Source organism: Streptomyces violaceusniger Tu 4113, from assembly GCF_000147815.2.
In the GTDB taxonomy this organism is placed as follows: Bacteria; Actinomycetota; Actinomycetes; order Streptomycetales; family Streptomycetaceae; genus Streptomyces; species Streptomyces violaceusniger_A.
This window is the reverse complement of record NC_015957.1, coordinates 4,049,183-4,070,716: the sequence shown is the minus strand read 5'-3', so window position 1 is coordinate 4,070,716 and position 21,534 is coordinate 4,049,183. Positions and strand designations below refer to the sequence as shown.

At 73.2% G+C, this 21,534-nt stretch carries 18 protein-coding genes; 9 read left to right on the top strand and 9 right to left on the bottom strand.

Features of this window, described 5'->3' with window-relative positions:
* Positions 1-51: 51 nt before the first annotated feature.
* A complete protein-coding gene (locus tag STRVI_RS17445) occupies positions 52-1,071 on the top strand; it encodes an acyl-CoA dehydrogenase (protein WP_014056988.1) in 1,020 nt (339 codons plus the stop codon).
* Positions 1,072-1,128: 57 nt separating this feature from the next.
* The gene (locus tag STRVI_RS17440; protein WP_014056987.1) at positions 1,129-2,133 is read left to right on the top strand and encodes a LacI family DNA-binding transcriptional regulator; all 1,005 of its coding nucleotides are present in this window, start codon (positions 1,129-1,131) and stop codon (positions 2,131-2,133) included.
* 44 nt (positions 2,134-2,177) lie between these two features.
* Here the strand turns inward: STRVI_RS17440 and STRVI_RS17435 are convergent, their stop codons facing one another.
* Positions 2,178-2,933: a PaaX family transcriptional regulator C-terminal domain-containing protein gene (locus tag STRVI_RS17435; RefSeq protein ID WP_014056986.1), complete on the bottom strand. Its 756-nt coding sequence runs from the start codon at positions 2,931-2,933 to the stop codon at positions 2,178-2,180.
* Between the two features lie 129 nt (positions 2,934-3,062).
* On the opposite strand from STRVI_RS17435, the gene STRVI_RS17430 reads away from it, so the two are divergent.
* The 4 genes from STRVI_RS17430 (at position 3,063) to STRVI_RS17410 (ending at position 7,247) form a co-directional block, all read left to right on the top strand.
* A complete protein-coding gene (locus STRVI_RS17430) occupies positions 3,063-4,709 on the top strand; it encodes an acyl-CoA dehydrogenase family protein (RefSeq protein WP_014056985.1) in 1,647 nt (548 codons plus the stop codon).
* A 44-nt stretch (positions 4,710-4,753) separates the two neighbouring features.
* Positions 4,754-5,539, top strand: coding sequence for a crotonase/enoyl-CoA hydratase family protein (locus tag STRVI_RS17425; RefSeq protein ID WP_043239026.1), 786 nt, complete (start codon positions 4,754-4,756; stop codon positions 5,537-5,539).
* Positions 5,540-5,693: 154 nt separating this feature from the next.
* Complete coding sequence (locus STRVI_RS55560; protein WP_286012044.1) at positions 5,694-6,443, top strand: hypothetical protein; 750 nt, start codon at positions 5,694-5,696, stop codon at positions 6,441-6,443.
* A 33-nt stretch (positions 6,444-6,476) separates the two neighbouring features.
* Complete coding sequence (locus tag STRVI_RS17410; protein WP_014056982.1) at positions 6,477-7,247, top strand: DUF4239 domain-containing protein; 771 nt, start codon at positions 6,477-6,479, stop codon at positions 7,245-7,247.
* On the opposite strand, the gene STRVI_RS17405 is transcribed toward STRVI_RS17410, so the two are convergent.
* Both STRVI_RS17405 and STRVI_RS17395 read right to left on the bottom strand, forming a co-directional pair.
* Positions 7,210-8,502, bottom strand: a complete 1,293-nt coding sequence (locus STRVI_RS17405) for a cytochrome P450 (RefSeq protein WP_014056981.1) — start codon at positions 8,500-8,502, stop codon at positions 7,210-7,212. The two genes, STRVI_RS17410 and STRVI_RS17405, sit on opposite strands and share 38 nt — an antisense overlap.
* A 181-nt stretch (positions 8,503-8,683) precedes the next feature.
* Positions 8,684-9,535, bottom strand: coding sequence for a metallophosphoesterase family protein (locus tag STRVI_RS17395; RefSeq protein ID WP_014056980.1), 852 nt, complete (start codon positions 9,533-9,535; stop codon positions 8,684-8,686).
* A gap of 106 nt (positions 9,536-9,641) precedes the next feature.
* On the opposite strand from STRVI_RS17395, the gene STRVI_RS17390 reads away from it, so the two are divergent.
* A complete protein-coding gene (locus tag STRVI_RS17390) occupies positions 9,642-10,103 on the top strand; it encodes a universal stress protein (RefSeq protein WP_014056979.1) in 462 nt (153 codons plus the stop codon).
* Positions 10,104-10,187: 84 nt separating this feature from the next.
* Positions 10,188-10,400: a dodecin gene (locus STRVI_RS17385; RefSeq protein WP_014056978.1), complete on the top strand. Its 213-nt coding sequence runs from the start codon at positions 10,188-10,190 to the stop codon at positions 10,398-10,400.
* A 49-nt stretch (positions 10,401-10,449) separates the two neighbouring features.
* Here the strand turns inward: STRVI_RS17385 and STRVI_RS17380 are convergent, their stop codons facing one another.
* The 6 genes from STRVI_RS17380 to STRVI_RS17355 form a co-directional block, all read right to left on the bottom strand.
* Positions 10,450-11,517: a phosphatidylinositol-specific phospholipase C domain-containing protein gene (locus tag STRVI_RS17380; protein ID WP_014056977.1), complete on the bottom strand. Its 1,068-nt coding sequence runs from the start codon at positions 11,515-11,517 to the stop codon at positions 10,450-10,452.
* A gap of 214 nt (positions 11,518-11,731) precedes the next feature.
* Positions 11,732-12,820 (bottom strand): NAD-dependent epimerase/dehydratase family protein, encoded by a 1,089-nt coding sequence (locus tag STRVI_RS17375; protein ID WP_014056976.1) that lies wholly within the window; start codon positions 12,818-12,820, stop codon positions 11,732-11,734.
* Positions 12,821-12,881: 61 nt separating this feature from the next.
* The gene (locus STRVI_RS17370) at positions 12,882-14,720 is read right to left on the bottom strand and encodes a transketolase (RefSeq protein ID WP_014056975.1); all 1,839 of its coding nucleotides are present in this window, start codon (positions 14,718-14,720) and stop codon (positions 12,882-12,884) included.
* A gap of 27 nt (positions 14,721-14,747) precedes the next feature.
* Entirely contained in the window at positions 14,748-16,067 is a 1,320-nt protein-coding gene (locus STRVI_RS17365) for an NAD(P)/FAD-dependent oxidoreductase (RefSeq protein ID WP_014056974.1), read from the bottom strand.
* Between the two features lie 140 nt (positions 16,068-16,207).
* Complete coding sequence (locus STRVI_RS17360) at positions 16,208-17,419, bottom strand: FAD-dependent monooxygenase (protein WP_014056973.1); 1,212 nt, start codon at positions 17,417-17,419, stop codon at positions 16,208-16,210.
* Positions 17,420-17,640: 221 nt separating this feature from the next.
* Positions 17,641-18,507, bottom strand: coding sequence for an Fpg/Nei family DNA glycosylase (locus STRVI_RS17355; protein WP_014056972.1), 867 nt, complete (start codon positions 18,505-18,507; stop codon positions 17,641-17,643).
* Between the two features lie 159 nt (positions 18,508-18,666).
* On the opposite strand from STRVI_RS17355, the gene STRVI_RS46355 reads away from it, so the two are divergent.
* Positions 18,667-21,528 (top strand): peroxidase family protein, encoded by a 2,862-nt coding sequence (locus tag STRVI_RS46355; protein WP_014056971.1) that lies wholly within the window; start codon positions 18,667-18,669, stop codon positions 21,526-21,528.
* Positions 21,529-21,534: the final 6 nt, after the last annotated feature.

The following is a 21,534-nucleotide window of genomic DNA, read 5'->3' as shown; positions in this document are numbered from 1 at the left end:
ACGAGCACAGTGGCTGGTGACGGGCCCAGTGGCTGACGAGGGGATCCCCGGATGAGATTCATGCTCGATCAGGCGCAGACGGACTTCGGCCGCACCGTGGACCGGATGCTCGGCGCGGCCGATACGCCGCACGCCGTCCGGGCGTGGGCGCGCGGGGAGCATGCGCCGGGGCGCGCGGTGTGGGGGCGGCTCGCCGAAGCCGGGGTGACCGGGCTGGCCGTACCGGAGGCGTACGAGGGCGTCGGGCCGCTGCCGGTGGAGCTGGGCGTGGCGTATGTCGCGGCGGGGCGGCACGCCGTGCCGGGGCCCCTGGCCGAGTCGGCCGCCGCCGCGGTGCTGCTGGCCGCGCTCGCCGAGGGCCGCCCGGCACGGACCGTTCAGGCGGCCGAGTACTGGCTGCCCCGGATCGCCGGCGGGCGGGCGCTGGTGACGCTGGCGGCGGCCGACGGCGGGCCGTACGCGCTGGACGCGGACGCCGCCGACGCCGTCCTCGCCGTCGAGGGCGAGGAGCTGTGGCTGGCCCCGGGGCACGGGCCGGTCCAGCCCTCGTTCGACCCGGCCCGCCGACTGGCCCGGCCGCTGCCCGGCGGCGAACTGCTCGCTCAGGGCCCGGCCGTGGCCGCTGCCGCCGCGCGCGCCGCCGACTGGGCCGCCTTCGCCACCGCCGCGCTGTCCCTGGGCACCGGGCTCGCGCTGGTGGAGCGCACCGCGGCGTACGCCGGGCAGCGTACCCAGTTCGGCCGCCCGATCGGCTCGTTCCAGGCGGTGAAGCACCGGCTGGCGGACGCGCTCATCGGCCTGGAGTTCGCCCGGCCGCTGCTGTACGGGGCCGCGGTGGCGCTGGCGTCGAGTGCGTCGGGGCCCGCGGGCGAGGTGCGGGCGGAGGTCGCCGCGGCGAAGGTGGCCACCGGCGAGGCCGCGTACACGGCGGCGCGCACCGCCCTCCAGGTGCACGGCGCGCTCGGCTACACCGACGAGTACGACCTCTCGCTGTGGATCCGTAAGGCCCGCGCCCTGCGCTCCGCCTGGGGTTCTCCGTCGATCTGCCGTGCCCGCGTTCTCGCGCCCTGACCGGTCTTGATCCATGCTGTACCGACCATCAGTGAGCACACAGCGAGGTATGCGCGGATGCACCGTCCCCGGCCCACCCTGGAGAGCGTGGCGCGGCGCGCGGGTGTCTCGCGCGCCACCGTCTCCCGAGTCGTCAACGGCTCCACCAAGGTCGCCGAGGAGAGCCGGGAGGCGGTGCTGGACGCGATCCAGGAGCTGGGCTACGTCCCCAACCAGGCGGCCCGCAGCCTGGTCACCCAGCGCACCGACTCCTTCGCGCTGGTGCTCCCCGAGGAGCCGGGCCGGGTCTTCTCCGACGACCGGTTCTTCCCCGGCGTGGTGCGCGGGGTGAGCCAGGAGCTGGAGTCCGCGGACAAGCAACTGGTGCTGATGATGGCCCGCTCCCCCGCCAGCCGTGACCGCATCGAGCGCTTCGCCCTGGCCCGCCATGTCGACGGGGTCATGGTCGCCTCGATGCACGGCGCCGATCCGCTGCCGGCCGCGCTGGCCCGCATGGGCATCCCCGTGGTCTGCAACGAGCGGGTGCTGAGCCCGGCCTCGCCGCCGTACGTAGGGGTGGACAACGCGGCGGGCGCGGCGCTGGCCGTGGAGCACCTGATCCGCTCCGGGCGCACCCGTATCACCACGGTCGCGGGCCCCCAGGACATGGTCGCCGGGATCGACCGGCTCTCGGGCTACCGGACGGCGCTGTCCGGGGCGCGGCTGCAGGCATACGTCGCGGTCGGTGACTTCACCCAGGAGTCCGGGGCGGTCGCGATCCGGGAGCTGCTGGACCGGGAGCCCCGGCTGGACGGGGTGTTCGTGGCCTCCGACCTGATGGCGATCGGGGTGTTGCGGGCGCTGCGCCAGACCGGCCGACGGGTGCCGGAGGACGTGTCGGTGGTCGGCTTCGACGACATCGAGCCCGCGCGCTACACCGAACCCCCGCTGACCACCGTGCGCCAGCCGATCGGCGGGATCGGCCGCCGGCTGGCCCGGCAACTGCTGCGCCTGACGGCCGGGGAGAGCATCGAACCGGCGCTGGTGTTGCCCACCGAGTTGGTGATCCGCGAGTCGGCGTAGCCGAGGGTGCGGCGCCGAAGGGGCGACGGAGGCGCCGCCACGGCTCAGCCGCCACCCGCATACCGCGGCAGCCACGCCCGGAAGTCCCGTTCGAACCCGTCATAGCGACGCCGTAGCTCAGCACCGGGCCAGTCCTTTGGCAGCAGCCGGGCGGGGAGGACGGGGTCGGCGAGGAGGTGCCGGAGGGCCGCGGCCGCGACGGTGAACCGTTCGGCCGGTTTCTCCGCGTCGTCCAGCGCCGCGCCGAGCAGCCTGGCCTGGCGGGCCCAGCCGTCCAGGTCCCATAGGCGCGCGGCGAGCTCGGCCGGATCGCCCTCCGGTGCGCCGGTGAACCAGCCGCACTGCTCGGCGGCGACATCCGGGCGCGGGTGGACGAGATTGGCGGGGCGCATCCAGGTGCCCTCGCGCAGTTCGGCCAGGCGCAGGGCGGCCATGGCCTGGCGGAGGGCGGCCCGCTCGGCCGCGTCGCGCCGGTCGGAGGTGACGATCGCGATCTCCCAGCCGCCGTCCCAGCGCCGGGTGCGGGGGGCGCGGCTGTCGTCCTGCCGCGCCTGGCGGGCCAGCAGGCGGTCGGTGAGCCGGTAGGTGCCCTCGCTCTGCTCCAGGTCACCGGCCGCGACCATACGGGTGAGCGCGACCCGGATGGTGCCCTCGGCGGTGCCGAAGAGCGCGCCGACGCGCACCAGCGCGCGGGCGGGAAGCTGGGGCGGGTGATGGCCCAGCAGGGTGCTGAGCACGATCGAGCGCGCGGTCAGCGGCCGCAGGGTGAGCGTTCCGGTGTCGGTGTCGGTGTCGTCCATGGCTACGCGAAACCCTATCCATTACAGTTCTGATTCGCGCATGATGGAACTGTAAGACCCGCCCGCCTGCCCACCGCCCGACCGGCCGCCGGGTCCCGGGAGACCGCCGCGAACGAGGAGATGTCTGCCATGAGCGCTACGCATGAGGTCCTCAACCAGGCCCCGCCGCTCGTCGGCTTCAGCACGGCGGACGACCCCGCCCTGCTGGAGGCCCTGCGGCGGGATGGTGGCGGCTGGGGCGAGCCGGAGGTGCGGGACCTGGGGGCGCGGGCCGGTTCCGCCGAGGTCCAGGACTGGGCGCGGATGGCCGAGGAGCACTCTCCGGCGCTGCACACCCACGACCGTTACGGCCATCGCATCGACGAGGTCGAGTACCACCCCGCCTACCACCAGCTCATGGACGTCGCCGTGGCGAGCGGCCAGCACGCGGCGGCGTGGAGCGAGACCCGCCCTGGCGCCCATCTGGTGCGCGCGGCCAAGTTCTACGCCTTCGCGCAGGCCGAGCCCGGCCATGGCTGCCCGATCTCCATGACGTACGCCGCGGTCCCGGCGCTGCGTGCCGAACCGGAGCTCGCCGCCGTGTACGAACCGCTGCTGGCCGCCCGCACCTACGACTTCGGGCTGCGGCCGCCGCTCGCCAAGCGGGGCCTGATCGCGGGCATGTCGATGACGGAGAAGCAGGGCGGTTCGGACGTCCGCGCCAACACCACCCAGGCCGTTCCGGACGGTGCCGGCGGCTACGCCCTCACCGGCCACAAGTGGTTCACCTCCGCGCCGATGAGCGATGTCTTCCTGACGCTGGCCCAGACGGAGGAGGGGCTCACCTGCTTCCTGGTGCCCCGGGTGCTGCCGGACGGCAGCCGCAACCCGCTGCGCCTGATGCGGCTCAAGAACAAGCTGGGCAACCGCTCGAACGCGTCGGCCGAGATCGAGTACGAGTCCGCCATGGCCTGGCGGGTCGGCGAACCGGGCCGCGGGGTGCGGACCATCGTGGAGATGGTCAACGTCACCCGGCTGGACTGTGTCATCGGCTCGGCGGCCGGCATGCGGGCCGGGCTGCGGCAGGCGCTGCACCACGCCGGGCACCGCCGGGCGTTCGGGGCCGAGCTGATCGACCAGCCGCTGATGCGCAATGTGCTCGCCGATCTGGCGGTCGAGTCGGAGGCGGCCACGACGCTCGCGATGCGGCTCGCGACCGCTCTGGACCGCGCGGAGGCCGGGGACGAGGGCGAGGCGGCGCTGCGCAGGCTGGGGCTCGCGGTGAGCAAGTACTGGGTGTGCAAGCGCGGCTCCACCCACGCCGCCGAGGCCCTGGAGTGCCTGGGTGGCAACGGCTATGTGGAGGAGTCCGGCATGCCGCGCCTGTATCGCGAGGCGCCCCTGCTGTCGATCTGGGAGGGCTCGGGGAATATCGCGGCGCTCGATGTGCTGCGCGCGCTGAGCCGGGAGTCGGGTGCGCTGGAGGCGTTCCTGGCCGAGGTCGACGCCGCGGCCGGGGCCGACGCCCGGCTCGACGCGGCCGTGGACCGGCTGCGCGGGCTGCTGCCGCAGCTCGCCGACCCCGAGCGGGCGCAGCTCATGGCGCGCCGGCTGGCCGAGCAGATGACGCTGGCGCTGCAGGGCAGCCTGCTGGTGCGGTACAGCCACCCAGCGGTCGCCGACGCGTTCTGCGCCTCGCGGCTGGACGGGGACTGGGGGCATGCCTTCGGCACCCTGCCGCCCGGTACGGACACCGGCCCGATCCTGGAGCGCGCCCGCCCGAAGGACGCGCGGTGACGCCCACGGACGGCGCGGCGGACGCGGGGGCAGCGACGGAAGCCGTGGACGCGGCCGGTGCGCCCCTTACGGTTCGCACGGAGCGGGAGGGCCCGGTCACCACGGTCGTGCTCTCCCGCCCCGAGGTGCGCAACGCCGTCGACAGCGCGACCGCCACAGCGCTGGCCGACGCCTTCCGCGCCTTCGACGCCGACCCGGCGGCCCGGGTCGCGGTGCTGTGGGGCGAGGGCGGCACCTTCTGCTCCGGCGCCGATCTGAAGGCGGTCGGCACAGCGCGCGGCAATCGGGTGGCCGAGGACGGCGACGGCCCCATGGGACCCACCCGGCTGCGGCTGTCCAAGCCGGTGATCGCGGCGGTCAGCGGCCACGCCGTGGCGGGCGGGCTGGAGTTGGCGCTCTGGTGCGATCTGCGCGTCGCCGAGGAGGACGCGGTCTTCGGGGTGTTCTGCCGCCGCTGGGGCGTGCCCCTGATCGACGGCGGAACGGTACGGCTGCCACGGCTGATCGGCGCGAGCCGGGCGATGGACCTGGTGCTGACGGGGCGGCCGGTGCCGGCCGAGGAGGCGTACGCCATCGGGCTCGCCAACCGCCTCGTACCGCCGGGGCGGGCGCGCGCGGAGGCGGAGCGGCTGGCGGCCCAGATCGCCGGCTTTCCGCAGACGTGTCTGGGCTCGGACCGGGCCTCGCTGCTGGAACAGGAGGGACTGCCGGAGGACGGGGCCATGGCGCGGGAGCTGCGCCACGGTCAGGCCACGCTGGCCGAGGGGCTGGACGGCGCGTCGCGGTTCGCGGCCGGCGCGGGTCGGCATGGAAGCTTCGGCGAGCTGTGACCAGGGGCGGTGCCGCCGCGGGACGAGCCGAACGCCATGAGGTGAATGTCCTCCGGTAAACCTCGAAGCGCCAATGTCCGGGTCTATTCCCCTATTCGGGGGAATCCCGGTGTTCACACGGCTGGCGGGCGCCTGTTCGGCGGAACATCTCCTCGTGAAGCGATGGCAGCGCGTATGGCGTGCGGGGGTCCTGACCACTGCCCTTGTTCTCGCCTCGGCGGGGGCGACCGCCCTGGCCGACCAGGGCGGTGACGGTCCGGCTTCCGCGTCCGCCTCCCCACGGCCGACGGCCGATGCCCGGCCCGGCACCGGGGACCCGGACCACGGACCGCATGTCTGGGTGAAGATCCGGATCGGTCCTGGCCTGTGCGTCTGCGTCGCCGCTTCGGCGGGCCCGGTCGGCTTCTTCGCCCACTACGGCTGGTGCCACAAGCCGACGCCCACGCCTACGCCGACCCCGACGCCCACGCCCACCCCGACCCCGACGCCCACGCCCACCCCGACCCCGACGCCCACCCCCAGCCCGTCCGCCACGCCAACCCCTACGCCCACGCCCACGCGGACCCCGAGCCCCACCCCCACACCCACCCGGACGCCGCGGGCCCCCTCCCCCACGCCCTCTCCGCGGCTTCCCACGCCGGGGCCCACACCCGAGCCCGCGCTTCCGCTGCCGTCCCCGCCCCTGCGCACCAAGCCTCCGGCCTCACCCCCCACGCCGGTTCCCACACCGACCAGGACCCGTGCCGTCGAGGTGCACGCGTATCAGAAGCCCACGCGCCAAAAGCCCGACAACGGCACCTCCCTGGTCACCTTCACCCTGCTGCTCACCGCGCCCGCGGTCCTCGCGGCCGCCGCTCTTCGTCCGCGTTCGCGCTCCGCCGGGCGCGGCGGGCGGCGCGGCTGACAGCTCACTGTCGAACCGCTTGGGAGGTTATGCATGCCCGAATGGCTGATTATGGCCCTGGTGATGGCCGGGACCTGCGGGGTCGTGGTCACCGGGGCGGTCCTCAACGCCCGTCGGCTCGGGGAGGAGGACGATCCGGACGAGACCCCCGATGTCCTCGACTACATGATCATGATGATCGGCGTGGTCTACGCGATCGTGCTGGGCCTGGCGATCGCCGGTGTCTGGGAGGCGCGCTCCGCCGCGCAGGACGGGGTCCGTACGGAGGCGCAGGCGCTGCACGAGGTGGTCGAGCGGTCGAGCGTCTACCCCGGCCCGGTGCGCGACCGCATCCGCGACGACGTGGACGCGTATGTGCACCATGTGGTGCACAAGGAGTGGAAGGTGATGATCGACAAGGGCGAGCTCACCGACCGCGGCGGCGAGCTGCTGACCGCCCTGCGCCGCGACGTCACCCTCGCGACACCGCACAGCGATCTCCAGTCGCAGGCGTATCAGCCGCTGGTGGATCAGGTGGCCGCCGTGGACGACGCGCGGAACGCCCGGCAGCAGAGCGCGGGGCCCACGATGCCCCATCTGGTCTGGTTCGGCCTGGTGCTGGGCGCGGCGCTGGTGGTCGGGCTGGTCTTCACCCTGCAGATCCGCCGCTCGCCCCGGGAGCTGATGCTCGCGGTGATGTTCACCGCGCTCATCGTCTTCCTGCTCTTCCTGGTGTGGGACTTCGACGCGCCCTTCGGCCGGTCGGTCGGCGATTCGACCACGGCCTTCACCGATCTGTTCCCCAGCGCACGGGGAGGGTCTTGAGCCCGTTCTGGAAGTTGGAGGTGAGCCGCACCGGCTCACCCGCCCGGCGCAGCCCCGGCAGCCGGTCCAGGGTGGCGTGCAGCATGGCCCGCATCTGGACGCGGGCCAGATGCGCGCCCAGGCAGACATGCGGTCCGAACCCGAAGCTCAGATGGTCGTTGGGGGTGCGGGTGATGTGGAACCGGTCGGGGTCGGTGAAGACCGTCTCGTCGCGGTTGGCCGAGGCGTGGAAGACGACCACCTTCTCACCGCGCCGGATGAGCTGGCCGCCCAGCTCCACATCGCGGGTGGCGGTGCGCCGGAAGTCGATGACGGGCGGCCAGAAGCGCAGCATCTCCTCCACCGCGGGGCCGGTCAGCTCGGGCCGGTCGCGTAGCAGCCGCAGGCTCCCGGGGTGGTCGAGCAGGGTGAGCAGCCCGCCGGGGATGCCGTTGCGCAGCGTCTCGTTGCCCGCCACGGCGAAGAGGAAGAACATGTTCTCGAACTCGTCCCGGCTCAGCCCGCCCTCCCGCATCCGCGCCATCACACTGCCCGGACGGGGCCGCTCGGCGAGCGCGTGGGCGTAGGCGAACATATCGGCCAGTGCCTCGCGGGAGCGCGGGTTCATCGGCCGGCCGTCGGGGCGTCGCGCCGCCGGGGCCGGTCTGCGGGCGAGGGCGGCGCGCCCCATGGGGCTCAGCTCCTCGCGGGCCACGGTGGACGATCCGGCGTAGTCGGCGTCCTGGTAGCCGATGACCCTGCCGGCCCAGTCGAACAGCAGCCGCCGGTCGCCCTCGGGGATGCCCATCACATGGGCGAGGGTCCAGACCGGCAGATCGGCGGCGAGCTCGACGAAGTCGGCCTCGCCGCGCCCGGCCACGGAGTCCACGAGCGCCGCCGCGCGCTCCTCGATGACCTCCTCCAGCTCCCGAACGGCGCGCGGGGTGAAGGCCGCGGCGACGATGCGACGGGTGCGGGAGTGGTCGGGCGGGTCCTGGTTGAGCATCATCGCCCGCACGAACTCCAGATCGGCGGGGGTGTCGGGGTCGCGGATCTGGGTGGCCCCGAGGTGGGAGGAGAAGACCTCGGGGGTACGCAGGACGTGTTTGACGTCGGCGTGCCGGAACACCGCCCAGAAGCCGGGGCCGGCCGGCCAGGACCCGACCGCGGGCTCCTCGATCCGGCAGACCGGGCGGGTGGTGCGCAGTTCGGCGAAGAGCGCGTAGGGAACACCGGCGGTGTAGGTCTCGGGAAGGAACGCCTCGACAGGGTTCACAGCCGAGACCGTACGGCGCCGCCCTCCGGGCCCGTCAAGACGCCCGGAGCCCGCCGCCCCCCTTGAGCCCACCAACAACACCCCGAGCCCATCGGACAACCCGATCCCACCGGAGACCGCGAGCCCACCGGACGCCCCGGGCCCACCGGAGACCGTGGGCCCGTCGGACGCCGTGCGGCCCCTACGGCACCGGCACCGGGAGGATCCGGCGCAGCGGGTCCTCCGGCAGCCGGCCGTGGGCCTTCCACTCCCGCGGGTAGCCGACCGAGACCTCCTGGAACTTCACCCCGTCCTCCACCGTGGTCCGGGGGATGTGCAGATGGCCGTAGACGACGGTCTCGGCCCGGAACCGCACATGCCAGTCGGCGGTCAGCTCGGTGCCGCACCACAGCGCGAAGTCGGGGTAGCGCAGCACCCGGGTGGGCAGCCGGGTCAACGGCCAGTGGTTGATGAGCACGGTCCGCAGCCCCGGGTCGACGGCCGCCAGCCGGGCCTCGGTCTCGGCCACCCGGGCCCGGCACCACGCGTCGCGGGTGGGGTAGGGGTCGGGGTGCAGGAAGTGCTCGTCGGTGCAGACCACGCCCACCTCATGGGCGTGGGCCAGCGCGGCCTCCTTGGTGGCCATGCCGTCGAGGCGGAAGGTGTAGTCGTAGAGCAGGAACAGCGGGGCGATGACCAGCGGTCCGCCGACGCCTTCCCAGAGGGGGTAGGGGTCCTCGGGAGTGACGATGCCCTTGGCCCGGCACATCTCCACCAGCGCGTCGTAGCGCGCCACCCCCCGGGCTTCCAAGGGGTCCTTGGGATGGGTCCACAACTCGTGGTTTCCCGGTGACCAGATGACTTTGGCGAAACGCTCGCTCAGCAGGCCGAGGACCTCCTCGATCTCGGAGAAGACCTCGCCGACGTCCCCCGCGACGATCAGCCAGTCGTCGTCGGAGCCGGGCCGCAGCCGCTCCACGATCGCCCGGTTCTCCGAATAGGCCACATGCAGGTCGCTGATTGCGAGGAGTTCGCCCCCGTGGGTGCCACCCATTGTCTCTCCTGTCGTACGGTGGCGGTCATGACGCGGTCGCGGTGCTCACGCGCCGCGGGACGGGCCGGGTGATCACCGGACCGTCCCTGGCGCTAGCCTCGCAGATGTGGTGGACAAACTCCCTCCGTCTTTTGAACGGGGAACCGACGGACCCAAGGTCATCGTGGCCGGACTGGACGGTTCCGAATCTTCCTGGCGTGCCACGGCCTACGCCGCCGGACTGGCCAGACGCCAGAAGGCGCTGCTCGTCGTGGTCTATATCCAGCCGGTGCTGGCCGCCGGGGCGGCGCTGGGTGCCTCGGTGGCCGACACCACGGGCGAGGTGGCCGAGGAGCTGATGACGGAGATACGGGAGGCCACCGAGCGGCTGCGCGGGGTCTTCGACGTGCGCTGGGAGTTCCACACCTTCCGGGGCGATCCGTACAACGGCCTGGCCCAGGCGGCCGATGAGCTGAAGGCCGACGCCGTGGTGGTGGGCGCGTCCGAGCAGGCCGGGCACCGCTTCATCGGCTCGGTGGCCGTACGGCTGGTCAAGGCGGGCCGCTGGCCGGTCACGGTGGTGCCGTAGGGCCCCCGCCGGCTCGCGGAGCCCGGCGCGGTGAGGCACGGTGGGAGAAACGAACGGACCACCCCAGGGACCGGGGAGACTGCCATGGCCCACACCTACCGGGTGACCGAGATCGTCGGCTCGTCCACCGAGAGCGTCGACGACGCGATCCGCACCGCCATCAGCCGTGCCTCCAAGACGCTGCGAAACCTCGATTGGTTCGAGGTCGGTCAAGTGCGCGGGCATATCGAGGACGGCCGGATCGCGCACTACCAGGTGGGGCTGAAGGTCGGATTCCGGCTCGAGGACCCCGACTGACCCCGGCCGGGCCCGCAGCACAGCGGGCACGGCCTCAGCGGCCGTGTGCTCAGCCACGGGGCACGACGGTGGAGAGCACGGACGGCAGCGGATACCAGTCGGCGGTCGCGAAGCTGGCGTGCCGGGCGGCGAGTTCGGACACCCGCGTGCGCGCCTGGTCCTCGGTGGGGCTGGTGCCGTCGATCGCGGGCGCCACGTTGTGCGCGTCCGTCATGATCAGCAGGTAGTGGCGGTCGTCGTACCAGGCGGTGTCCACACCGCTGGTGACATACGTGGACGCGTCCCCGTCGAAGACCACGAACCACGGCCGGAGGGTGGCGTCGGTGTAGCGGGTGCGTGGGTCGCCCGAGGCGGCGCCGTGGACGGCGGGGAAGGCGGCGGCCTGACCGAGCTTCCCGGCGGCGGACAGGTCCCGCAGATGGGTGGCGTACTCACGGTCGGTCCACAGCGAATCCAGCGGGTTGTTCTCCTCGACCGTGCCCGGGATCAGCTCTACGACGAACTTGCCCGCGAGCGCGGAGCGGGACGGCCAGCCGTCCGCCCGCACCGCCTCGTCGAGGTTGGCGTGGCCGCCCACCACATCCGCCGGGCGCAGCAGCGCGTCGCCCAGGGTGGCGCCGAGCAGGGTGTCGAGGTCGCCCGGGCCGCGTCCGCTCTTGCCGTAGAAGCCGTCCTTCATCTCCACCTTGATGAAGATGGGACGGTGGCCCGGATGGGCCTGGTGCCAGGCCCTCATGTCGGCGAGGCAGCCGGTCAGGCTCTGGTCGCGGGGCTTGGTGCGCAGCTCGTCCGGGCCCGCGGCGTTCTCGCAGTTGTTGTCGTTGCCGAGCGGATTGCCGTGCGAGACCCGCCAGCCGGCGCCGAACGCGTTGGTCCACACGTCGAGTTCCAGGAGCGAGGCGCCGGAGTCCAGCGCGTCGGCGAAGTACGGATACTTGGCCTTTTCGTACGCGTTGTGCACGCCTACCGAGGTGGTGGCGGAATAGGACGGATCGTCCGCGGCGGCGGGCCGGGCCTCCGCCGGTGCCGTCAGACACAGTGCGGCGGCCGCCGCGGCGACCGCCACCGTTCCCGTGCGCCGGGCATGACTGCGCGCCGGATTCCCCACCCTGCCCATGTGTCCCCACCCTCGTCGACAACCCGACCAACTGGGCAGAAGCGTACGGGAGTCGCGTCACGGGTTACGAGGGGCAATGGGTCACAGCGGGACGGGCCCCGCGGCGGTGCTGCCGCTGAGCCCGTCTCATGTGCCGCGTCTCACACGGCTGGGGGCCGTTTCCCACCCGGCCGGGGCCCCGGTGAGGCCCTCTTCGGGGTCAAGGGGCTCGGGGTCAGGGGCGCTCCCCCACACCGGTCGTCGCGGCCTCGCGGGGCCGTCCGCCGGGCAGCTTGGCAGCCAGCGGGGCGGTCTGATCCATACCGGTGCCGCGCCGCAGCCCGGTGAGGAACTCCCGGAGCGTCTCGACGGCGGTGTGCCGGGGCCGCCAGCCCAGTTCCTCCTGGGCACGGGTGGTGTCCATCAGCGGGAGCCGCAGGGCCGCGTCGAAAAGCTGGGGCGAGGGAGGCAGCAGGTGCAGATGCCAGGCCGTGGCCATGGCGGAGCGGGCGGCGAGGCGCGGGATCCGCACCGTCCGTGCGTCGAGGAGGCCGGCCAGCGTCTCGCCGTCGACCGGCGGTTCGGCCGCGAGGTTGAAGGCGCCGCGCACCTGCCGGCCGAGCGCCAGGCGGTACGCCTCGGCGGCGTCGTCGGTGTGCAGGACCTGGAGGCGCAGTCCGGGCAGGTCGAAGACCGCGGGCAGGAAGCCGGCGCGGATCAGCCGCCGGGGCAGGAACGGCCCCATGAACAGCCGGCGCTGCTCGGCCGCCGCCTCCTCTTTGAAGAGGAAGCCCGGCCGCATCCGCACCACCCGGATCTGCGGATGTTCCCGTTCGAAGGCGTCGAGCACCCGCTCCACATACGCCTTCTCACGGCAGTACGCGGCCTCCGGCCAGCCGTGGGTGGGCCAGGACTCGTCCACCGGGCGGCCGTCCTCGGGGCCGGGTGAGTAGGCGCCCACCGAGGAGGCGTACACCAGCACCGGCACCTCCGCCCGCGCCACCGCCTCGAAGACCCGGACGCTGCCGAGGACATTGGTGTCCCAGGTGACGGCGGGCCGGTGGCTGGGCTGGATCAGCCAGGCGAGGTGGACGACCGCGTCGGCGCCCTCGAAGTGCCGTACGAGATCGGCCTCCGCACCGGCGTCCCGCCCGATGTCCGCCCGTACCCAGGTGGTCTTCGGCGGCGACCAGTTGGGCACCCTGCGGGCGACGCCCACGATCGACTCGATGTCCGGGGCCTCGCCGAGCGCGCGGACGACGCTCGTACCGGCGTTTCCGGTGGCGCCGACCACCACCACACGCATGCCCTGCTTGATGCCCATGTGTCCGCTCCTTCCGGCCGCGTCGTGACCTCGGCAGTCCCGGTCTTGGCCGTCCCGGTCCTCAGCCGTCCCGGCCGACCAGTTCCCGCGCGGCCGCGACGATCGCGTCCGCGTCGATCCCCGCGTCGCTCAGTTGCTCGGCGGGGGTCGAGGAGCCCGGCATGATGCGCACCGCGAGCCGGATCGTCCGGGGCACCGGGCGGCCGTCGTCGAACGCCCCGAGCACCGCGTCGCCCAGTCCGCCCTCGGGGTGGTGGTCCTCCACGGTGATCAGCCGGCCCGTCACCTCGGCGGCGGTGCGCAGCGTCTCGGCGTCCACCGGCTTGACCGAGTACAGGTCGATGACGCGGGCGCGGATGCCCTCCTGGGCGAGCCGGTCGGCGGCCTCGATGGCCTCGTGCAGGGTGACCCCCGCGCCGATGAGGGTGACCTGGTCGTCGTCGGTGGCGCGGACGACCTTGGAGCCGCCGATGGGGAAGGTCTCGGAGGGCGGGTAGATGACCGGCGTTCCGCCGCGGGTGGTGCGCAGATAGCGGATGCCGGATTCGGCGGCCATGGCCGCGGTGAGCTGGGCGGTCTGGTTGGCGTCGCACGGGTAGAGCACCGTGCTGCCGTGCACGGCCCGCATGGCCGCCAGGTCCTCCACGCCCATCTGCGAGGGGCCGTCCTCACCGATGGCCACCCCGGCGTGGGAGCCGATGAGGTTGAGGTCCGCGTCGCTGATGGCGGCCATCCGGATGAAGTCGTAGGCACGGGTGAAGAAGGCCGCGAAGGTGGAGACGTACGGGTTCCAGCCGCGGGCCTGCATGCCGACGGCGGCGGCCACCAGTTGCTGCTCGGCGATGAAGAACTCGAAGTACCGCTCGGGGTGCTCCTTGTGGAAGTACTCCAGCCGGGTGGAGTCGCCCACCTCGCCGTCGAGTGCCACCACAGCACCGCGGGCGGTGCCGACGGCGGCCACCGCCTCGCCGAACGCGTCACGGGTGGGCACCGAGTCGCCGGTGTTGTAGTGCGGCAGGACCAGCGGGCCCTCGGAGAAGGGCCGGGTGGGAGAGACCGAGGGCGGGCCGAGCACCGGCACGGCCATGTTGCGTACGCCGCCGAGCTCGGCGATGGCCTCCTCCGCGTTCTTCAGCGGCTTGCCGTGCATCCCCTCGCGGTTCTCCACCGAGGCGACGCCGCGGCCCTTCATGGTGCGGGCGATGATGGCGCTGGGGCGGCCGACGGTGGACAGCGCCTCGGCGTAGGCGCGGTCGATGGCCTCGATGTCATGGCCGTCGATCTCGATGGTGTGCCAGTCGAAGGCGCGGATGCGCCGCGCGTAGGCGTCCAGATCCCATTCGTGGCGGGTGGGGCCGCGCTGGCCCAGCCGGTTCACATCGATGATGGCGATGAGGTTGTCCAGCCGCTCGTAGCCCGCGTGCTCGAACGCCTCCCACATCGAACCCTCGGCCATCTCGCTGTCGCCGCACAGCACCCAGACGCGGTAGGGCACATGGTCGAGCCGCTTGCCGCTCAGCGCCATGCCCACGCCGTAGGGCAGGCCCTGCCCGAGCGATCCGGTGGCCACGTCCACCCATGGCAGCCGCGGGGTGGGGTGGCCCTCCAGCCTGCTGCCGCGCTTGCGGAAGGTGAGGAACTCCTCGTCACGGAGGGCCCCGGCCGCCTTGTAGACCGAGTAGAGCAGCGGGGAGGCATGGCCCTTGGAGAAGATCAGGTGATCATTGCCCGGACGCTCGGGCTGCTCGAAGTCATAGCGCAGATGGTTTCCCATCAGGACGGCCATCAGGTCCGCCGCCGACATCGACGATGTGGGATGGCCGGACCCGGCGGCATCGGCGGCGCGCACCGAGTCCACACGGAGCTGCTGCCCGAGCTCGCTGAGTTGTTCGTGTCGCATTGTTCTCCTTCCAGGTTTCGCCGACGGTCAGCCGCGACCCGCCCGTACCGTCTGCGCGACCTCGGGCGATTCGGTGTCCAGCGGCACCGCCCACGGCGGGACCACCCCGAGCTGCACCGCCTGACGTGGCAGCACCGCGTCGAGCAGCCAGTCGGCGGCGACCCGGATCCGGTTCCCCGGCATCGCCATCAGGTGATAGCCGCGGGTGACCGCGTTCGCGATCGGCCCGGACAGCGGTATGTGCAGCGGGTCCGCGGCGGCCTGCGCCCCGCCGAGGTCGACGGTGAACCCGAGGTCATGGTGTTTGTACGGTTTGGGGGCGCCGCGCCCGAGGGCGGCCAGGACGTTGTGGGCCGCGACCTTTCCCTGCCGGTGGGCGTGCTGTGCGGTCATCGGGGTGAACTGGCCCGGCCGGGTCAGATCGGGTACCGCGGCGGCGTCCCCACACGCCAGCACCTCTGGATGGCCGGGCACGGCCAGATACTGGTCGACCCGCAGCCGGCCGCGTTCGGTCGCCAGCCCGAGCTGCTCCACCAGCGGGTCGGGGCGCACTCCGACACACCAGATCAGCGACCGGGTGTCGATGAACTCGCCGTCGTCCAGCCGCACGCCCTCCGAGGTGGCCTCCTTGACCGTGGTGCGGGTGCGGATCTCCACGCCCCGTTTGCGCAGCACCCGGTCGGCCGTGCGGGACAGCTTCTTGTCCAGCTCCGGCAGCACCCGGGGGGCGATGTCGAGCAGCAGCCAGCGGGGCCGCGGCGCGTCGCGCAGCGTGGTGTTCTTCCGCGCGAGCGAGTCGGTGAAGAGCACCCCGTGGGCGGCCACCTCGGTGCCGGTGTAGCCGGCGCCGACCACCACGAAGGTGCGGCGGGCGGCCCGCTCCCGCGGGTCCTCGCTGGTGCCGGACATCTCGATCTGCCGGGTGACGTGGTCGCGCAGGAAGAGCGCCTCCGGCATGCCGCGGAAGCCATGGGCGTGCTCGGCCACACCGGGGATCGGCAGCAGTTTGTTGACGCTGCCGACGGAGAGGATGAGACGGTCGTACGCCATCTCGCCGGACCGTCCGTCCGGATCCCGCCAGGAGACCCGGCGGGCGTCCAGGTCGACGCCGTGGACCTCGCCCAGCACCAGCCGGACATGCGGCAGGGTGCCGGTGAGGGATACCGAGACCCGCCGGGGCTCCAGGACCCCGGCCGCCACTTCGGGCAGCAGCGGCAGATACAGGAAGTAGTCGTTGGGGTTGATCAGGACGATGTCCGCCGCGCCCCGCAGGGTGCGGGAGAGCTCACGGGCGGCCTGGTAACCGGCGAAACCGGCGCCGACGATCACTATGCGTACTGGGCTCACACGAATCTCCCGGGCATACGGGGCCAGGGAGCACCAAGTGCCCGTGAGAACCCGGACCAAACGTCGGGCCCACGCGGCCCCGCCCCCGGGACCGCGTTCCGGAGGGTCCCGGTACGGTCCGGGGGCGGGGCCGCGGTGGGTCAGCGGCGCCGGCGGGCCGTCTGCGCGTCGACCGGCTCGTCCCAGTCGATGCGGTAGCCGGTCAGCCAGTCGGGGGCGCCGTTGCCGGCCCGGTCCAGCTTGCGCGGCATGGTGGCATCGCGCAGGGCCCGCGCCACGGGTCCCGGCGCCGTGCGGCGGGCCATGCCCGCACTGGCGGCGGCGACCTTCTCGACCCGCTCCCGGCGCAGCGCCTCGTACGCGGCGAAAGCCGACTGGGGCGAGCGCAGATCGCGCAGGCATTTGGCGAGCACGACACCGTCCTCGATGGCCATCGACGCGCCCTGGGCGGCATTGGGCGCGCAGGCGTGCGCGGCGTCGCCGACGATGACCATGGCCTCCTCGGACCAGGTGGGGGTGGAGACGATGTCGTAGGCGGCGGTGGCCACGATGGAGTCGCCGGTGGCGCGGACCAGGTCGGCGGCCGGGGTGTTGTCCTCGGCGAAGAGCCTCAGCAGCCGCTCCCGCCACTCCTCGGCGGTGATGGCGGCGAGCTCACCCTTGGGCATCTCCTCGGCCGGGGCGTTGCAGAACCACCACACCTCGCCGTCCGGCGCGGTGGTACAGCCGAAGAACGCCTGCTTGCCGAAGACCATGGTGTAGGCGTCCGGGTCCGGGGGCGGCTCGGCGTCGCGGGTGTAGCCGCAGACGGTGTGCTGCCCGGTGTAGCGGGGCCGGGGCGCGGCCGCGTCGATGGCCCTGCGGACGAGCGAGTGGATGCCGTCGGCGCCGATCAGCACATCGCCCACGGCGCGCCCGCCGTCGGCGAAGGAGCAGACGATCCGGCCGTTGGGGCTGGAGTGTGCGGCCAGCAGCCGCTTGCCGTGTTCGATGCACACTCCGCGGCGCACCGCCTCCTCGCGCAGCACCCGGGCGAGGGTGGCGCGTTTGAGTGTGACGGAGCCGAGGCCACCGTCCTGCGATCCGGACATGGGCCGGTTGCCGAGCCGCTTGCCGGTGTTGCTGATGAACTCGACGCGGCCGACCGGGAAGGAGTTCTCCAGCACCGGTTCATGGGCGTCGATGGTGCGCAATGCCTCCAGGCCGTTGGCGGCGACGACGAGGAACGCACCCGCGTCGGTGGCGTCCGTGGGGTACGTCTCGTAGACGACCGCGTCGATCCCGGCTTTCCGCAGGGCCATCGCGGTCACCGTGCCGGCGATGCCGCCACCGATGATCAGGGCTGTGGTCATGGTGCTCCGTGACGTGGCGTGGGGTGGTCGTGTCATGGGGTTGCGACAGCACCATATGGCGGACCGGAGCCCCCCGGGTCAAGAGCGCCAGTTCAACGACCCGGTGGTGGGCGGCATTTGGGACAGCTCCGGCAACCCGCCGCCTGAGCGGCCCGCTGCATGAGCGACCCCGCTGCATGAGCAGCCCCGCCACGTGAGCGGCTCCGCCACGTGAGCCGCGCCTACTTGAGCAGCCGGGACAGCCGCCGGTCGGCGAGCGGCTTGCCGCCGGTCTGGCAGGTGGGGCAGTACTGCAGCGAGGAGTCGCGGAAGGACACCTCGCGGACGGTGTCCCCGCACACCGGACACGGCTGCCCGGTGCGGCCGTGCACCCGCATGCCGCCGCGCTTCTCCCCCTTGAGGTCGGTGGCGGCCAGGCCGTGGGAGCGCTCGACGGCGGAGCGCAGCGTGGCGCCCATCGCCTCGTACACCCCGGCGATCTCCTCCTCGGTGAGGTCAGAGGCGAGCCGGTAGGGCGACATCCGGGCGGCGTGCAGGATCTCGTCGGAGTAGGCGTTGCCGATCCCGGCGATGACGCTCTGGTCGCGCAGCACCCCCTTGATCCGGTGGCGTACGCCGCGCAGCAGCCCGGCGAACGCCTCCAGGGTGAAGGAGTCCTCGAGCGGGTCCGGGCCCAGCCGGGCGATCCCGGGGACCTCCTGGGGGTCGCGGACCACGTACACCGCGAGCCCCTTGCGCGTCCCGGCCTCGGTGAGGTCGAACCCGGAGCGCTCCGGACCGGCCAGGAGCAGCCGCAGCGCGAGCGGACCCTTGCCGGGGCGGGGCGGGGCCTCGGGGAGCCCGTCCCGCCAGCGCAGCCAGCCGGCCTTGGCGAGGTGGACGACCAGATGGGGGCCGTCGGTGGCCAGGTCGAGGAACTTGCCGTGGCGGGCCGCCGCCGTGATGGTGTGGCCTTCGAGCACACTCAGGGGCGGGTCGTAGGTCTTCAGGACGCTCACCGCGACGGGGAGGACACGGGCGATCTCCCGGCCGGCGGCGCGCTCGGCCAGGATCGCGGTGAGGGCCTCCACCTCGGGCAGCTCCGGCATGCCACCAGTGTGCCGCAGGGCGGCGGCGATTCACCCGGGGCATCCCGGAGGGAGCCGGTTACCACCGGCGCACCGCTCCGGGCTGCGGCCTCGCGGGCGCTCCCTTACCGTCTCTTTTGTCCCTTCTCGTCCCAGCCTGCCCCGTACGGAGCGTTCCCCATGGTCGACACCAAACAGCAGTCCGTACGAAGCGAGGCAGTACGCGGCGGTGCGGCGGCACGCGTCGGCGAGGCGGCACGGCACGAGGCGACGGGCGGGACGCGAGGCGCGACGTACGAGGGCTATGAGGCGTACGAGGGCGGCAGCCCCGAGGCCGAGCGGCGGCGCTTCGAGAAGCTGACCCACGAGCTGATGCGGATGCAGCGGGCACGCCCCGGCGGTGCGGACAGCCCGGGCGCCCCGCAGCTCCTGCGCCCCTTCCGGGCCAAGGCGGCGCTGGGTGTGGAGAACGCCCGGCTGCGGTTCCATGACGACCTTCCGCCGGAGCTGTGCGTGGGATACGCCCGGCCGGGCGCCGAGTACCCGGCCGTGGTGCGGCTGTCCAGCGCGAGCGGCACCGAACGGCATGACACCACACCCGATCTGCGCCGGATGGCGGTGCGGGTCCAGGCCGGTCCGGAGGAGACCCACGATCTGCTGGCCACCAGCTTCCCGGTGTCCCATGCCGCCGATGTGCACGAGTTCGTCGCCTTCGCCAAGGCCACGGCAGGCGCGGGGAGCACCGTGGAGAAGGCGTTCGGGCTCTTCGTCCGGCTGCCGCTGGCGGTGGGCTGGGCCACCGCCGACCGGATGCGCCGCAATGTGCGGATCGCCACCCGCCATACGGTGGGCTCGCTGGCCCGTGAGACCTTCTGGAGCCGGGGCGCGATCCTGTGGGGCCCGGCCGGTCCGGTGCGGTATCAACTCCGTCCGGCGCCCGGCGGCACCGCCGCTCCCCCGCCCGACCGCGGCGACCCCGACTATCTCGACCGTGAGCTGGCGATGCGGCTGTCCACCGGCGACATCGCCTTCGAGCTGTGTGTGCAGCGCTATCTGGACGACCGCCGCACGCCGGTCGAGGACGGCTCGGTGGAGTGGCGGGAGAGCGACGCCCCGGTCGTCCCGGTCGCGGTGCTCACCGTGCCGTGCCAGGACCTGGACGGCGCCCGGGCCCGGGCCGCGGCCCGCCGGGTCGAGCTGCTGGCGTTCAACCCCTGGCACACCACCGAGGAGTTCCGCCCGCTGGGCAATCTCAACCGGGCGCGCAAGGCCGCGTACGAGGTCGCCGCGGCGCACCGCCTCGGTCTGCGCTTCCCCACAGCCGAACCAGGCCCCACCGCCGAGCCAGGCCCCACCACCGAGCCAGACCCCACCTCCGAACCGCGCCTCACCGCGCTGCTGCCCGTTCCGGTGCGCGCGGCCTTCGACCTGCCGGTGCGCGCGGCCTTCGGCCTGGTCAACCGCTGTGTGCCGTGGCATCGGCTGCCGGACCCGCTGGGGCTGCTCAACCCGGTCGCGCTGGGCCGGGCGCTGCGCCGGTTCGGCCTCCTCGACGCGGCCCCGTCCGAGGCGCCGCCGCGCCCCGATCCGGCCCCCGCCCCGGCCGGGGAGAGGCCGCGGGTGGCGCGCTCGTACGACGGCCCGACCGGCGATCCGGGCGTGGCGCGAAAGGACGGGGCACGAAAGGACGGGGCACGGAGAGACGTGGCCGGGGCCGCCGTCGGCCGTCGCCTGTCACCCGTCCACCGGCCCGATCTGATCCATGTGCCCCACCCCGCCACGGTCAGCGAACGGCTGCTGCACCGGGAGCGCTTCCGGCCCGCCACCTCGCTCAATGTCCTGGCGGCCGCCTGGACCCACTTCCAGTTCCCGGACTGGGTCGACGCCACCTCCCATCGGTGGGACGGCTCGCAGGTGTACGGCGGCGCCGGGCCGTGCCTGGAGGAGGGCCATCTGCCACTGGGCCCGGGCGGGGTGCCGCCGATCGGCTCGGCCGGCGCCTGGTGGCTGGGGCTCAGCTCGATGCACACGCTCTTCGCCCGGGAGCACGAGGCGGTGTGCGAGGCGCTGCGCCGCACCCATCCGGCGATGGACGAGGAGTCGGTGCATCACACGGCCCGGCTGGTGGTCTCCGCGCTCATCGCCAAGATCCATACGGTGGAGTGGATTCCGGCGGTCCTCGCCACCGAGGTGATCGACCTCGGCTCGAAGACCAACTGGCAGGGTCCGCCCGCCCATTGGCTGTCCCGGCTCGGCCTGTGGCTGTTCGAGGCGAGTGCGTCGGCGGGCGGTCCCGGCGGCGTGCCGGACCATCCCGGGGTGCCGTTCGCCCTCGCCGAGGAGTTCATGACGGTCTACCGGACGCATCCGCTGGTCCCGGACGACGTCGAGCTGTGCGACCACCGCTTCGGGCGGCGGTCGCGGTTGCTCGGCTTCGACGAGGTGCGGGGCGCGGCGGCCGAGGCGGTGATGCGCAAGACGGGGCTCGCCGACGCCCTCTATTCCTTCGGCATCGCCCATCCGGGCGCGATCACCCTCCACAACTACCCGCGCGCACTGCGGCGTTGCGAGCGGGACGGCGAGCTCCTCGATCTGCCGGTGGCGGATCTGATGCGGGCCCGGCGGCGGGGCGTACCGCGGTACAACGACTTCCGGGCCCGGCTGGGCAGAGCGCGGATCCGCTCCTTCGAGGAGCTGTCCCCCGATCAGGACACGGTCGCGCGGCTCGAGGAGGTCTACGCCTCGGTCAATGAGATCGACACCATGGTGGGGCTGTTCGCGGAGAACCCGCCCGAGGGGTCCGGCTTCAGCGGGACGGCGTGCCATGTCCTGCTGCTCATGGCCACCCGGCGGATTCAGGACGATCGCCTTCTGACCGTGGACTTCCGGCCCGAGGTGTACACGCCGCTGGGGCTGGACTGGGTGGAGAAGTCCAGCATGACGTCGGTGATCCTGCGGCACTGCCCGGAGCTGGCCGGAGCGCTGCCGCGCGGGGCGAGTCCGTTCGCGCCCTGGCGGCCGGTGGTGCCGGCCGCGTCCTGAGCGCGG